General features: G+C 39.8%; 13 protein-coding genes. 4 read left to right on the top strand and 9 right to left on the bottom strand.

Annotation, left to right across the window (positions count from 1 at the left end; genetic code table 11):
• Window positions 1-225: 225 nt before the first annotated feature.
• The 7 genes from IHV11_RS20875 to pdxK all read right to left on the bottom strand — a co-directional run bounded on the left by IHV11_RS20875 (window position 226) and on the right by pdxK (window position 6,859).
• Window positions 226-1,188: a nuclease-related domain-containing protein gene (locus IHV11_RS20875; protein ID WP_197196106.1), complete on the bottom strand. Its 963-nt coding sequence runs from the start codon at window positions 1,186-1,188 to the stop codon at window positions 226-228.
• Between the two features lie 109 nt (window positions 1,189-1,297).
• Entirely contained in the window at window positions 1,298-2,569 is a 1,272-nt protein-coding gene (locus IHV11_RS20870; RefSeq protein ID WP_197196105.1) for a glutamate-5-semialdehyde dehydrogenase, read from the bottom strand.
• A 47-nt stretch (window positions 2,570-2,616) separates the two neighbouring features.
• Window positions 2,617-3,750: a glutamate 5-kinase gene (gene proB, locus IHV11_RS20865; protein WP_197196104.1), complete on the bottom strand. Its 1,134-nt coding sequence runs from the start codon at window positions 3,748-3,750 to the stop codon at window positions 2,617-2,619.
• Between the two features lie 287 nt (window positions 3,751-4,037).
• Entirely contained in the window at window positions 4,038-4,313 is a 276-nt protein-coding gene (locus IHV11_RS20860; RefSeq protein ID WP_066243203.1) for a spore morphogenesis/germination protein YwcE, read from the bottom strand.
• A gap of 203 nt (window positions 4,314-4,516) precedes the next feature.
• Window positions 4,517-5,161, bottom strand: coding sequence for a bacillithiol biosynthesis deacetylase BshB2 (bshB2, locus tag IHV11_RS20855; RefSeq protein WP_197191852.1), 645 nt, complete (start codon window positions 5,159-5,161; stop codon window positions 4,517-4,519).
• Window positions 5,162-5,174: 13 nt separating this feature from the next.
• Window positions 5,175-5,525, bottom strand: coding sequence for a YojF family protein (locus IHV11_RS20850; protein WP_197132610.1), 351 nt, complete (start codon window positions 5,523-5,525; stop codon window positions 5,175-5,177).
• 521 nt (window positions 5,526-6,046) lie between these two features.
• The gene (pdxK, locus tag IHV11_RS20845; protein ID WP_197132718.1) at window positions 6,047-6,859 is read right to left on the bottom strand and encodes a pyridoxine/pyridoxal/pyridoxamine kinase; all 813 of its coding nucleotides are present in this window, start codon (window positions 6,857-6,859) and stop codon (window positions 6,047-6,049) included.
• A gap of 296 nt (window positions 6,860-7,155) precedes the next feature.
• Between pdxK and treP the strand changes: the two genes are divergently transcribed.
• The 3 genes from treP (at window position 7,156) to treR (ending at window position 11,068) form a co-directional block, all read left to right on the top strand.
• Window positions 7,156-8,559, top strand: a complete 1,404-nt coding sequence (gene treP / locus IHV11_RS20840; RefSeq protein WP_197196103.1) for a PTS system trehalose-specific EIIBC component — start codon at window positions 7,156-7,158, stop codon at window positions 8,557-8,559.
• Window positions 8,560-8,636: 77 nt separating this feature from the next.
• Window positions 8,637-10,325 (top strand): alpha,alpha-phosphotrehalase, encoded by a 1,689-nt coding sequence (treC, locus tag IHV11_RS20835; RefSeq protein WP_197196102.1) that lies wholly within the window; start codon window positions 8,637-8,639, stop codon window positions 10,323-10,325.
• 26 nt (window positions 10,326-10,351) lie between these two features.
• Window positions 10,352-11,068 carry a trehalose operon repressor gene (treR, locus tag IHV11_RS20830; protein WP_197196101.1) on the top strand — a complete coding sequence of 239 codons (717 nt, stop codon included), beginning with the start codon at window positions 10,352-10,354 and terminating at the stop codon, window positions 11,066-11,068.
• 64 nt (window positions 11,069-11,132) lie between these two features.
• On the opposite strand, the gene IHV11_RS20825 is transcribed toward treR, so the two are convergent.
• Both IHV11_RS20825 and IHV11_RS20820 read right to left on the bottom strand, forming a co-directional pair.
• On the bottom strand, window positions 11,133-11,300 hold the full coding sequence (locus tag IHV11_RS20825; protein WP_197196100.1) for a hypothetical protein: 168 nt from the start codon (window positions 11,298-11,300) through the stop codon (window positions 11,133-11,135).
• 39 nt (window positions 11,301-11,339) lie between these two features.
• Complete coding sequence (locus IHV11_RS20820; protein ID WP_197196099.1) at window positions 11,340-11,810, bottom strand: NUDIX domain-containing protein; 471 nt, start codon at window positions 11,808-11,810, stop codon at window positions 11,340-11,342.
• Window positions 11,811-11,968: 158 nt separating this feature from the next.
• On the opposite strand from IHV11_RS20820, the gene nhaC reads away from it, so the two are divergent.
• Window positions 11,969-13,369 carry a Na+/H+ antiporter NhaC gene (nhaC, locus tag IHV11_RS20815; protein WP_197132629.1) on the top strand — a complete coding sequence of 467 codons (1,401 nt, stop codon included), beginning with the start codon at window positions 11,969-11,971 and terminating at the stop codon, window positions 13,367-13,369.
• The last annotated feature ends 51 nt before the right edge of the window (window positions 13,370-13,420 follow it).

Below are 13,420 nucleotides of genomic sequence, written 5' to 3'. Positions count from 1 at the left end.
AAATACGAGCGCCATATGAAAAATACGAGCGCCATATGAAAAATACGAGCGCCATACGAAAAATACGAGCGCCATATGAAAAATACGAACGCCATATGAAAAATACGAACGCCATATGAAAATACGAGCGTCATATGAAAAATACGAACGCCATATGAAAAATACGAGCGCTATATAAAAAACACCGCGCTTAATAAAAACTCATTGTGTAAGCTTATAAAAAATTCATAAGAGAAAAGGTAAAAGATATTTTCTATTTTTATAGGTTCCTGTGTAAGATAAATCTAATGTCCTTAATATTCTTTTGGCAACATGTCTAGAAGGTACCTGAAGAAAGTCACAAAATTGTTTGTTTGTAATTGTAGGGCCAAAAAGCAATGCGAAATCTTCTAATGTGGCGAGATGAAGATCTTCAGATTGAAAGTTACATCTTGAGCAGTGCCATTTTCCATATTGACGCACAACCGGCAAATAAAAACACTCCGTACAATAAACGCCCTTGATGATATCTTTTTCTTCAATCCCATACCTTTTGAGAAGATCAGGGTTTTCAGGACAATGATGTCGAACAATCAATTTGGAGAGTTTAGTGACCTCTTTTATCGTCAGCTTCTCGTCCGTATACATCTTATCAATCATCTTAATTTTCTCCTGCAAATAGGGACTATGAGTAATATAATGAAGGACATCTTTATTTGAGGGAGGGGCTTTAATAATGGTTCTCGGATTGCTCATCACAACCAGTGAGCGAACAGGGATTGGAGGTATTCGGTTTTTTATCATCCATTCAATAAGGTGAGATTGTTGGCGCTTTACTTGGAAAATAGGATTCCGAAAAGCTTCTTCGGATCCATCATCTTTTACTCTGATGACTTGGTTGAGATGGTCAAAAACCAAGGTTCCAGTAATGTATTTCACTTCGAGGTTTAAGAGATAACGAGGGGAGAGAAGCAGGGTGTCGATCTGGAAATAACTTTCATGCGCTGTAAGCCTCAGGTCATGCATTACAGAAAAGTCCCGAAAAGGTTTTAAAAAGTAGTCATTCGACTGCTCACCAAAATGTCCAGCTAACCTTCCGCTTAATTCATCTTCCATGGTTAAATATTTGGGATGAAGCTTAATCACTCGTCGTTGCATAACTTCAAGCTTTCTTATCCTTATAGACTTTCCGCGATCTTTAACTAACATATACGACCTCCTTTTTAAAAACATTCTCTGACCATCCTAGCTTCACCTTCTTTATTACTACAAATAAACACAAAAAAACAGCCCCGTTAAGAGACTGTTTACAATATAATTATCTAACCTGCCCGTCACCAGTCATACGATATTTAATCGTCGTTAGTGCTGGTAGACCCATTGGACCACGAGCATGTAATTTTTGCGTGGAAATACCGATCTCAGCACCGAACCCAAGCGCTGACCCATCAGTGAAGCGGGTAGACGCGTTATGGTAAACGGCAGCTGCGTCAACACTGTTTAAGAAAGCAACGGCATTCTCTGCATTTTCTGTCACGATCGCTTCTGAATGCTTTGTGCCATAACGTTCAATATGAGAGACAGCTTCTTCGACAGAACTAACTACTTTAACTGCTACAGCCAAACTTAAATACTCTTCAGCCCAATCCTTTTCATTGGCTGGTATCACATCCGGTAATAACTCTGCTGCTTTTTCATCGCCATGCACTTCAATACCGTACTTTTCAAAAAGAGCAGTTACTTTTTCCGCATGCTCATTCAACCATGCTTCATGAAAAATGAACGTCTCTGCAGCATTACAAACTGCTGGTCGATCTGTTTTAGCATTCTCCATGATTGCGAGAGCTTTATTAGCATCAGCGAACTGATCAATATAAATGTGACAATTGCCGACACCTGTCTCTAAGACGGGCACCGTAGCGTTCTCGACAACCGTTTTAATCAGATTACCGCCACCACGAGGAATTAACACATCGATATGCTCCTTCATCGTAAACAATTGACCCGCCGCTTCGCGATCTGTAGATGCGATAAATTGAACAGCATCTTCTGGAATTTTAGTTGCTGCTAATGCTTTATGAATGACAGATACAATAGCTGAGTTTGAGTGTATAGCGTTTGAACCGCCTTTTAGTACGATGGCGTTTCCAGACTTTAATGCAAGTCCAGTCGCATCAACTGTTACATTTGGTCGTGCTTCATAAATCATACCAATTACACCTAAAGGTACACGAACTTGCTCTACGTTTAATCCGTTTTCTAGTGTCCAGTCAGACAAGATTTCACCTACAGGATCCTTTAACTTCACAACCTCGCGTAGTCCGTTTGCAAACTCTTTAACGCGATCTTCTGTTAAACGCAAGCGATCCATCAAGGCTTCTGAAAAATTATTTTCCTTCCCGTTAACTAAATCTTTCTCATTCTCTTCTAAGATGTAATCTGTTTCTCTTTCTAACGTATCTGCAATCACAAATAATGCTTCGTTCTTTTCTTTTTCACTAAGCAGTGCGAGCTTTTTTGAAGCTTCCTGTGCTAACTTTGCTTGGTCTTTCACATCGATATTTTTGGTTGTACTTTTAAAAGTACTCATCCAACGCCTCCTTGTATTTTTAAATCTCACATTTTCGTAACGATATATTAGTGAATGGGAACTGCCAAACGAGTGTGGCAGACTAAATCGTTGTTATTGATGGCTTCTTCAGGTCCTACATCAGCTAGCTCGTCTCGAGAGATACCTTTAATCTTGATTAACTGTTTAGAAGAATAATTTGAAACACCAAGACCAACTTCATTTCCATCTAAATCTTTAATACGAACCACAGACCCTTTTTTAAAATGACCACTTACGTAGCGAATGCCTGTAGGATAAAGGCTTTTGAGCTCATCAATGCCTTGTTTAGCTTTATTTGAGACCACAATTTCACCTTCTGGACCAGAATGGAAAGCAATCCATTGACGCTTCGTATCCAGGTTGAATTCATTTTTACCAGGGACAAAGTATGTTCCTCTAGCTTTGCCGATGACTGCTTTGTGAATGATATCTGGTGATGTTGCATTCCCAAGGAAAGATGAAATGCCAGATGCCATCGCAATTTTAACTGCATCGATCTTTGAACGCATGCCGCCTGTACCCACTGCACTTCCGGGTTCTCCTGCAGATTCCTCAATTTCTGGTGTGATTTCACTAACTTTTGTTAGGAGTTTTACATCAGGATTTTTTCGAGGATCATCCGTGTACAGGCCATCGATATCAGAGAGAATGATGAGCTGATCGGCATCCACAAGTCCTGCCACTTTAGCAGAAAGGGTGTCGTTGTCACCGAACTTAAGTCTTTCTACTGTAACTGTGTCATTTTCATTGACGATTGGTATGATTCCGCGATCTAAAAGAACGTTGATTGTATTTCGAGCGTTATGATACCGATCACGATCAGAAAAGTCGCTTCTCGTAATTAAGATCTGTGAAGCGGTATAACCGTGAGAAATAAAGCGTTCAGAGTAAGATTCCATTAATAAACCTTGTCCTATTGATGCAGCCGCTTGTTTTTCGGCTAGGGAAGTCGGACGGTTCAAACAACCTAAACGTCTATACCCTGCGGCAACTGCGCCTGAAGATACGAGCAACACCTCGTGTCCTTCATCTTTCAATTTCACGACCTCATCAACAAGTCGCTCTAATTTATGTCTACTAATATCACCAAGTCTACTCGTTAAAGAACTAGATCCAATTTTAATAACAATTCGTTTGTTTTTTGATTCATTTAATATCATATGTGTTAAAAATCACTCCTGTTTTGTAAGTTATATCTACTCATTTTCCGATCAAAATTTCAACGGTAACGAGTATAACATGGTGAGATTTAAACACAACAGGTATTGATGAGATAGTGTAGAAAACAAGCAAAAAGTGAAGAAAACAGAAGAAAAACGGGATATATAGGTTATAGGAGATGAGGGGGTACTAGACAGTGATAGGGAAGAGTATATCAGGATATTTGAATGAGAAAAAATACCAATAAATGCAAAAACCCCTCTAAAAGAGGGGATTAAAATTTAAATTAATATTTAGCTTTTTCCATCTTGCGCTTCGCCAAATATGGACGGCCCCATACGATGTATGCTGCATAATGAGCAAAAACAACGTTTGCGATGAATACGGTGATGAAGAAACTGTGAACGAATAAGCTTAAGCTATCATTAGCCATGAATAACACAACGTAAGTCCATAAAAGGGCGATGAACGGCGTTTGCCATAAGGCTAACTTACGACTATCATTCCATAAGAATAATGGCGTGGCAGTCGCTACGAATAAGTAAACCATAAAAACATCCATTACTAATCAACCCCTTGAAGTATTGTTTGCGCTTACAATTTTGACGAATTAGCGTCTAAATTGTGAACGATTTGTTACAATTAGTATACCACAATATCAGGAAAATGCTACATGGATTTGTACATTTTTTTGAAAATTCAAGTATTAATACTAAAAAAAGAACCCGTAGCCTATGTAGGACAGCGGGTTCTTAGTCTATGAATTTAAAAGGGATAACGCCAGAATCTTTCATTTTTTACCCAAGCCAACATGGCAGGATCTTTATCAACGCTATCAACAAGCCATTGTGTTTGAGATCGATGTGCTTTGATGCAGTTCATTTTTTCTTCAAAAACATCAGAGATATCAGTCACTACATGTGGAGCTCCTAGGTCGGCCTCAGAGTTTTTTGCAAAAGCGACACATAATAGTTCCGGACGATCCATCTCAGGCATGCTTCCTACCGCACGCACAACAGCTCTTGCTGTCGCCTCATGGTCAGGGTGCACGCTATATCCTGGATAAAATGTGATGATACGCGTTGGTTTTACCTCGTCAATGACAGCTAAGAACTGATCAGCTAAAAACTTCTCATCTTCAAATTCTACTGTTTTGTCACGGAACCCGAATTGTCGCAGATCTTGAATGCCTACTGCGGCACATGCATCCTCAAGCTCTTTTTGGCGGATAAGAGGAAGCGATTCACGAGTAGCGAATGGTGGATTTCCCATATTTCTACCCATCTGACCGAGCGTTAAGCAGATATAAGTAACGGGTAAGCCTTTCTTTGTATGTTGTGCAATCGTCCCGGACACCCCGAATGCTTCATCATCTGGGTGGGGGAAGATCACGAGTAAATGATCATCCAATTATATAACCTCCTTATACGTCAAATGGGGAAGAACTAAGTTGAAGAGCTACTGCAAGTCGACCTTCAGCATCATGGCCGGCCATTAATAATCTTCCCTCTGAGTCGATTTCCCAATGTGTTAACCCTTCTGCATAAATCCAACCTAGCTCAATTTTCAAGCCAACACGGTATGGACCGCTCCCCATGATTTTTCCTGATAATGGTGTTACTTTACCGTTTCGAATATATGCGTTAACGGTTAGAACACTTTCGTTATTATGATTGGCATAAGCACCATTGGTTGTTTCTAAATGTAGATAAAGTTCTTTTCCAATAAGCTGATCCAGTGTTTCCTGGACTTCGTTGGTCTGTATGAGCTGCATATCTTCACACTCCAGTGCAGAATAGATGTACTTATTATAATTCAAATTCTAAAATAACGTGTATGATATGCCTATCATTTTGTAAACCTCGAAGATTTTTGGAAGGTAGTTGATTTCCGCTCCAGGTGCTTCGCTTTCCGCGGGGCGTGCGGTGAGCCCCCTTGCCGCTCTGCACCCTAAGGGGTCTCACCTGTCTAGTTGCAGTGGCTAGCCCCTCGAGGTCAAAAGTTAAATGGTAATGAAGGCAAAAAGCGCCTTCCTAGCCCATTCACCTTTTGCTTGTCGGGGCTGAACGAGCCACTTCCACTTTTCGGTCTGACCGCTCGTCCCGCAGGAGTCTCGCTCCTTGCGCTCCAATCACTTTGGCATTGAAGCAAAAAACATAAATCATTAAGTTAGTTTGTTTTAAAGACTTGAACAACGTTAGTGGGTCCACACATGATGTCGAATCCGATTAGCAGTCCCAAAATATTTATAGAATAAAAAAAGACCAATCTAAAACGATCAGTCTTCACTAAAAATTATTTGTTTAATTTATCACGGTAAGCACCATGCCATGTTGGTCCTACATATTGGTTAATTTCGAACCCTGCTGCGATGGCTTCTGTAATGAAATCTTTTGCTGTTAAGATAGCTTCTCGGACTGGCTTTCCTTTAGCAAGTTCTGCTGTAATCGCTGCTGAGAATGTGCATCCTGCGCCATGCGTCCACGTTGTTTCAATTCTTTCAGATTCTAAAACTTCAAATTCTTGTCCATCATAAAGAACGTCAACGGCATTTTCGTGTTCTAATTTAGCGCCGCCTTTAACGATTACATACTTTGCGCCATTTGCTTGAATCTTATGAGCAGCTTCCATCATCTGTTCAACAGTTGTGATTGGTTCCATCCCAGCAAGTTGTGCAGCTTCAAATAGGTTTGGCGTTACAACCGTCGCTTTAGGTACCAAAACATTTTGAAGTGTGCTAGCGAGTTCAGGGTGAAGGGGTTCTGCACCTTTACAAACCATAACAGGGTCAACTACAACGTTTTGAAGATCGTGTTTTTCAATCAGATCCGCAGTTATCTCGATAGCTTCAATTGAAGCAAGCATGCCTGTTTTAAGTGCATCAACACCGATTCCGGAAACAACCGTTTCTAATTGTGCTTTAAAAAGATCGTTAGGAAGCAAGAACACTTCATGAAACCATTCACGATGTGGGTCTTGTGCGACCACAACATTTAGAGCAGTCATTCCGTATACGCCTAACTCTTGAAATGTTTTTAAATCTGCTTGAATACCAGCTCCACCGCTTGTATCGGATCCTGCAATCGTAAGTGCTTTTTTAGGTGACATCATAAAATCTCCTTTATTCTCGTTTCTCTATATGTAACAGATTATAGCAAAAAATAAGGAGAAAAGAAAAAGTAGCTTACCTCGGTAAATTCCACCAAGTAATCGAAGTGATTGACATATTTGTATATACAGGTTAAATTATTTTGTATGATATGTATATACAAGTTTAGTTTTTATGAAAACGCTTAGACACATTAAAGAAGTGAACAAGTTTTCATTGAATGTTAATTAAGGGTATAGAGTTATATCACTTTTTTTATCAAATGAAATGGAAACGGTTTCTAGGAGGGAACAGAATGAGTAAAATACGCGAATCAGCTGAACAAATCGTCGAAGCTCTCGGCGGTAAAGAAAATATATCAGCAGCTACTCACTGCGTGACGCGCCTTCGTCTTGCTCTTAAGGATGAAGGAAAAGTAGACGAGAAAGCTCTGGAGAATATTGATCTCGTTAAAGGTTCTTTCTCAACAAACGGCCAATATCAAGTCGTCATTGGGCAAGGAACAGTAGACAAAGTGTACAACGAGTTCATTGATATTACGGGTACAGGGCGCGCGTCTAAAGAAGACATTAAGGATGAAGCGAGTAAGAAGCTTAATCCACTTCAACGCGCGATAAAAGCGTTAGCAGATATTTTTATCCCGATTCTTCCTGCAATCGTAACGGCAGGTCTATTGATGGGGATCAACAATATTCTGACTGGTCCAGGTATTTTTTATGATAAGAAATCATTCATTGATGTTCACCAGAACTGGGCTGATCTTGCTGGAATGATTAACTTGATCGCCAATACTGCTTTTGTGTTCTTACCTGGTCTGATCGGTTGGTCAGCAGTTAAAAAGTTTGGCGGTAGTCCATTACTCGGTATCGTTCTCGGACTTATGCTTGTCCATCCTGATCTTTTGAACGCATGGGATTATGGGAAGACAAAGGATATTCCAATATGGAACTTATTTGGTCTACCGATTGAAAAAGTAGGTTATCAAGGTCAAGTATTGCCCGTTCTAATCGCGTCTTACTTTTTAGCGAAAATCGAACTTTTCTTAAAAAAGCGTATACCTGATGCTTTGCAACTATTATTGGTAGCTCCGATCACATTACTAGTAACAGGATTTTTAGCGTTTATCGTTATCGGACCGATCACGTTTACGATCGGTAATAGTATTACGGACTTTTTCGTATCCATCTTTGATAACTTTGCATGGCTAGGCGGGTTGATCTACGGTGGTTTCTACTCATTGCTTGTTGTTACTGGTATGCACCATACGTTCTTAGCAGTCGACCTGCAGCTTATTTCAAATACAGGTGGTACTTTTCTGTGGCCGATGCTTGCACTATCAAACATTGCACAAGGTTCTGCAGCACTTGCGATGTTTATGGCAACACGTGATGAAAAGCTTAAAGGGCTCGCTGGAACGTCAGCATTATCAGCATATCTGGGAATCACTGAGCCAGCGATGTTTGGAGTGAACTTACGCTTCCGTTATCCGTTCATCTTCGCGATGATTGGTTCTGCAATTGCTGGAATCGTGATTACAGTTGCGGGCGTTCGTGCGTCATCTATTGGCGTTGGAGGTATACCTGGTTTCCTTTCAATCTTACCAGGAAGCTGGGGATCATTCTTTTTCGGTATGGGAATCGCACTTGTCGTACCGTTTGTATTAACGTACCTTTATGCAAAAGTAAAAAAATCTAAGTAAGACAATTAAACAAAAACGACCGGGATAGCAACATTTTATTTCCGGTTGTTTTCATTACTAAATATGGCGGTGAAAGTATGAAGAAGGAACCATGGTGGAAGCGATCTGTTGTGTATCAGATCTACCCAAAGAGCTTTAACGATACGACAGGAAACGGAACAGGAGATATCGACGGAATCATTGAGAAGTTAGATTATCTTAAAGACTTAGGAGTAGACGTATTATGGCTAACTCCGATCTATGACTCTCCTCAACGAGACAACGGCTATGACATTCGAGACTATTATAAAATCTTTGAAGATTATGGGACGATGGAAGACTTTGATCGTCTGCTTCAAGAGGCACATCAAAGAGATTTGAAGATCATTATGGATATCGTAGTGAACCATACAAGTACAGAGCATGAATGGTTTCAACAATCACGCTCATCAAAAGACAATCCTTACCGTGACTTTTATATTTGGAAAGATTCTGTTGAAGGTGGAGAACCATCTAATTGGATTTCAAAATTTGGTGGATCGGCTTGGAAGCTTGATGAGGAAACAGGTCAATACTATCTCCATTTATTCGATGTGACACAAGCGGATTTGAACTGGGAAAACAATGAAGTTCGTCAAAGAGTTTATGAGATGATGAACTATTGGTTTGAAAAAGGCGTGGATGGCTTCCGCTTAGATGTAATCAACCTGATTTCAAAAAACCAAGATTTCCCTAACGATGATGGCTCCATAGCACCAGGAGATGGACGGAAATTCTACACAGATGGCCCGCGCGTGCATGAATACATGCAAGAGATGAACAAGGAAGTGTTCTCAAAATATGATGTCCTCACAGTAGGTGAGATGTCATCCACAACGATAGATAACTGCATCAAGTATACGAATCCTGACCGAAACGAATTAAGCATGACATTCAACTTTCATCATTTAAAGGTCGATTATCCGAATGGTGAGAAATGGAGTATAGCTGATTTTGATTTTCTAAAATTAAAAGAAATTCTTTCGACATGGCAAGTTGAGATGCATAAAGGCGGTGGGTGGAACGCGTTATTCTGGTGCAACCACGATCAGCCACGAATCGTTTCACGTTACGGTGATGATGGTGAATACCGTGTACAATCAGCCAAGATGCTTGCGACTGCGATTCATATGATGCAAGGAACGCCTTATATCTATCAAGGTGAAGAGTTCGGGATGACAAACCCTAAATTCACGAAGATCGATCAGTACCGTGATGTTGAGTCGTTAAACATGTTTAACCTATTAAAAGAAGAAGGCAATAGTGAAGAAGAAGTACTAGAGATTCTTAAACATAAATCACGTGATAATTCTCGTACTCCTGTTCAATGGAATGATAGTGAAAATGCTGGGTTCACGACAGGAGAACCTTGGATACCGGTTGCGTCTAACTATAATGAAATCAATGCCGAAGCAGCTGTAAATGATGAGAACTCTATTTTCTATCATTATCAGAAGCTCAATCATTTAAGGAAAGAACAAGATATAGTAACATACGGGGATTATGAGTTAATCCTAGAGGATCATCCTGATATTTTTGCGTATGTTCGTAACGCAGAGAATGGTGAAAAACTTCTTGTCGTGAATAACTTCTATCGTAAGAACACAGATTTTGAATTGCCAAAATCCATTGATCTTACAGGTCTATCTGCGGAAGTGTTGATCAGTAACTATGAGGGAACACCTACAGATCTTTCTTCATTTTCATTACGGCCGTATGAATCTATCGTTTTTCACTTGAAAAAATAATGCTACACTAATTATGGTGAATAATGATGAGAAAAAATAAATTTCAAGAAATCTATCAGGAAATATCTGATCAAATTCAAGAGGGTGTCTTAAAAGCCAATACTCAGCTTCCCTCCGAGCACGATCTAGCAGACCAATACGAAACATCGAGGGAAACTGTAAGAAAGGCACTAAACCTTTTATCACAAAATGGCTTTATACAAAAAATCCGTGGTAGGGGATCAATCGTTCTAGAAACAAATAAGTTTAGCTTTCCTGTTTCGGGATTGGTAAGTTTTCAAGAGTTGTCAGAGTCCATGGGGAAAAACAGTGTAACGACTGTTCATGAATTTGGCTTGATAGAGCCTGATGCGTTTCTTCAACAGCAGCTTCAAACAAAGTCTGAAGAGCTAACATGGAAAGTCATTCGATCACGACAGCTTGATGGAGAGCGCATCATTTTGGACAAGGATTACTTCTTGAAAAAATACGTACCCAAGCTCACGAAAGAAATTGCTGCACAGTCCATTTACGCTTATTTAGAGCATGAGTTGGGACTGAAAATCAGTTTTGCAAAAAAGGAGATTGTCGTGGTAGATTGTACAGAAGAAGATAAGAAGTTGTTGGATCTTGGTACTTTCGAGCATATTGTCGTTGTAAAAAACTATGTGTACCTGGAAGATGCGAGCCTCTTTCAATACACAGAATCTCGCCATCGCCTAGATCGCTTCCGATTTGTGGATTTTGCGAGGCGGGGAAGATGAATGATAGCAGGAGATTTACACAGAATACCGCAGAGGAATTAAAATCCTCTGCGGTTTTTTGTGACTAAAATCCATTAGGACCATCACCGCTATTCCAATGACTGCCAACTTCACCTTGTCGTACACGAGGATCAACGTTATTGGTATGTTTATCATTTCTTTTCTTTCTTCTATAATCTATGATAAATGCTAATGCTAAAATTCCGATGATGAATGGTAGCAACCACCACAAAGTAATACCCCCTTTTATTAAAGTGATTTCACCTTAGAATTAATTTATATCGCCAACATAAGTAGGTCCGTTGTATTTTGAAAAGCTCTTTTCCTGAATCAATGGAATGATTTCATGGGGATAATAATTATACTCTAAGAGCCGATCGATCGGCAGCCACTTGATGGCTAATTGAGTAGAATCTGGAGATAGCGGCTGAAAACGTGATGGAACCTTTTCTAAGAAAGCTTCAAAGATATGCTCTACAATATGTATTCGGTCCTCCTCTTTTTGATTCACAACGTGATTTTTGCTAATGAATTCCCGAATCCACAACAATGGACCAACTTCTACTTTTACACCTAGTTCTTCTAAGCATTCTCGAATCACAGCGTCTGATAAAGATTCATTAAAATCCTGTCCACCACCTGGTATAACATATTTTGCTTCATATTCGTTTCCTTTTTTAATCGTTAAAACATGATGATCATGAATGATTAATGCTTTCACTGAACTTCTAATTCTGTTCATATTGTCAGGCCTCCGTAAATATGTCTTCTTTAATTTACCATGTCTGTAATGTTGACAGCTTCTGTAAAGTTCGTTAGTATTATAACAGTTACCAACACGCTTCAACGCGTAAAAGCGTTTAAGTGAATAAGCGTAAGAAGATGAACGGAGAGATTTTCATGAAAAAACAAATGAAGCTACCGGTGGCTCTTGGATTATTCACAATGATTTTTGCTGTGATGTTCACGAGTCTCGTGTATATAAAAGTTGAACCACATATACCATTGTTAGCCTGTTTGATCTTATTGGGAGCAGTAGGCGTTGTCTTTGGCGCACCATGGAAGACGATAGAAAAAGGAATATTGAACGGAATCATAGCCGGATTGCAGCCGATCATGATTTTATTAACAGTAGGACTTGTTATAGCAAGTTGGATGTTAAGTGGAACAGTGCCTACGTTACTGTTTTATGGGATGGATATCATTCAGCCTGAATGGTTTGCAGTAAGTGCGCTCATCATTACTGTTATTGTTTCGTCTTTTACAGGAAGTTCGTTTACAACCGTTGGTACGGTTGGTGTAGCCTTAATGGGTATCAGTCACGTGCTTGGAGTGAACCCAGCGTTAGCTGCAGGAGCTATTGTCTCCGGAGCATGTTTCGGAGACAAGATGTCACCACTGTCTGATTCAACAAATTTTGCTCCAGGAGTCGTTGGGGTTAATATGTTTGAGCATATTCGACACATGATGTGGACAACGGTTCCGGCATTCATTCTGACTGCTATTGCCTTTTTCATACTTGGTGGAAGTGGAGGCAACGCAAATCTTCAAGAAATCAAAGAAATACAATCTGTACTTTCGAGCGAATTCCCAATCCATCTTTTAACTTTGATATCACCAGTCGTTGTACTCGTTTTGGCATTTCGTAAATTGCCTATCATACCTATTCTTTTAGCTGGGGTAACAGTGTCAATCATCGTTGGATTTTTCTTAGTACCAGACCTGACGCTACAAAAAGTGATCAATGTTATGCAGAATGGTTTACAAACACAGACTGGTAATGAAACAGTAGATACCATCGTAAACAAAGGTGGATTAATGTCTATGATGTGGTCGATCTCACTTGTACTAATTGCATTAGGTTTAGGTGGAGTGATTCAAGCGTTAGGAATGTTTGATCTATTGTTTGGAGCTGTGAAAAACACGACTCAAAAAGCAAGCAAGTTAATCGCAACTACCCTAGCTTCATCAGTAGGAATCAATTTACTTGCAGGAGAGATGTACCTTTCCATCCTTTTACCGGGACAGGCATTAAAGGATGCATACATTAAGTCGGGCGTCCCGTTAAAAAACTTATCTAGAACGGTAGAAGATGGAGGTACACTAGTAAATCCGCTCGTTCCTTGGAGTGTGAGTGGTGCATTCTTTGCATCAACATTAGGTGTATCAGTTATAGAATACATTCCATATGCATTATTCTTATGGCTGTCTCCAATGTTTACATTATTACTCGCCTATACAGGTTGGAGTATCGGGCAAAAAAAAACTAATCAAATAGATAATGATCATACAGCAGCATAACGAATAATGAGAAGCATCTTGAGGGATGCTTCTTTTTCATTGACAACAAAG

The sequence above is a fragment of the Fictibacillus sp. 26RED30 genome (assembly GCF_015903845.1).
In the GTDB taxonomy this organism is placed as follows: Bacteria; Bacillota; Bacilli; order Bacillales; family Fictibacillaceae; genus Fictibacillus; species Fictibacillus phosphorivorans.
Note: the sequence above shows the minus strand (reverse complement) of the source record. Positions and strands in the feature narration are given on the sequence as shown.

Excerpts from the sequence above, each read along its gene's own strand:
- IHV11_RS20850 (WP_197132610.1), bottom strand. The coding sequence starts at position 5,525 with ATGCAGCTCATACAGACCAACGAAGTCCAGGAAACACTGGATCAGCTT.
- IHV11_RS20875 (WP_197196106.1), bottom strand. The coding sequence starts at position 1,188 with ATGTTAGTTAAAGATCGCGGAAAGTCTATAAGGATAAGAAAGCTTGAA.
- treR (WP_197196101.1), top strand. The coding sequence starts at position 10,352 with ATGAGAAAAAATAAATTTCAAGAAATCTATCAGGAAATATCTGATCAA.
- pdxK (WP_197132718.1), bottom strand. The coding sequence starts at position 6,859 with ATGTCACCTAAAAAAGCACTTACGATTGCAGGATCCGATACAAGCGGT.
- IHV11_RS20860 (WP_066243203.1), bottom strand. The coding sequence starts at position 4,313 with ATGGATGTTTTTATGGTTTACTTATTCGTAGCGACTGCCACGCCATTA.
- treC (WP_197196102.1), top strand. The coding sequence starts at position 8,637 with ATGAAGAAGGAACCATGGTGGAAGCGATCTGTTGTGTATCAGATCTAC.
- nhaC (WP_197132629.1), top strand. The coding sequence starts at position 11,969 with ATGAAAAAACAAATGAAGCTACCGGTGGCTCTTGGATTATTCACAATG.
- treP (WP_197196103.1), top strand. The coding sequence starts at position 7,156 with ATGAGTAAAATACGCGAATCAGCTGAACAAATCGTCGAAGCTCTCGGC.
- IHV11_RS20820 (WP_197196099.1), bottom strand. The coding sequence starts at position 11,810 with ATGAACAGAATTAGAAGTTCAGTGAAAGCATTAATCATTCATGATCAT.
- proB (WP_197196104.1), bottom strand. The coding sequence starts at position 3,750 with ATGATATTAAATGAATCAAAAAACAAACGAATTGTTATTAAAATTGGA.
- IHV11_RS20870 (WP_197196105.1), bottom strand. The coding sequence starts at position 2,569 with ATGAGTACTTTTAAAAGTACAACCAAAAATATCGATGTGAAAGACCAA.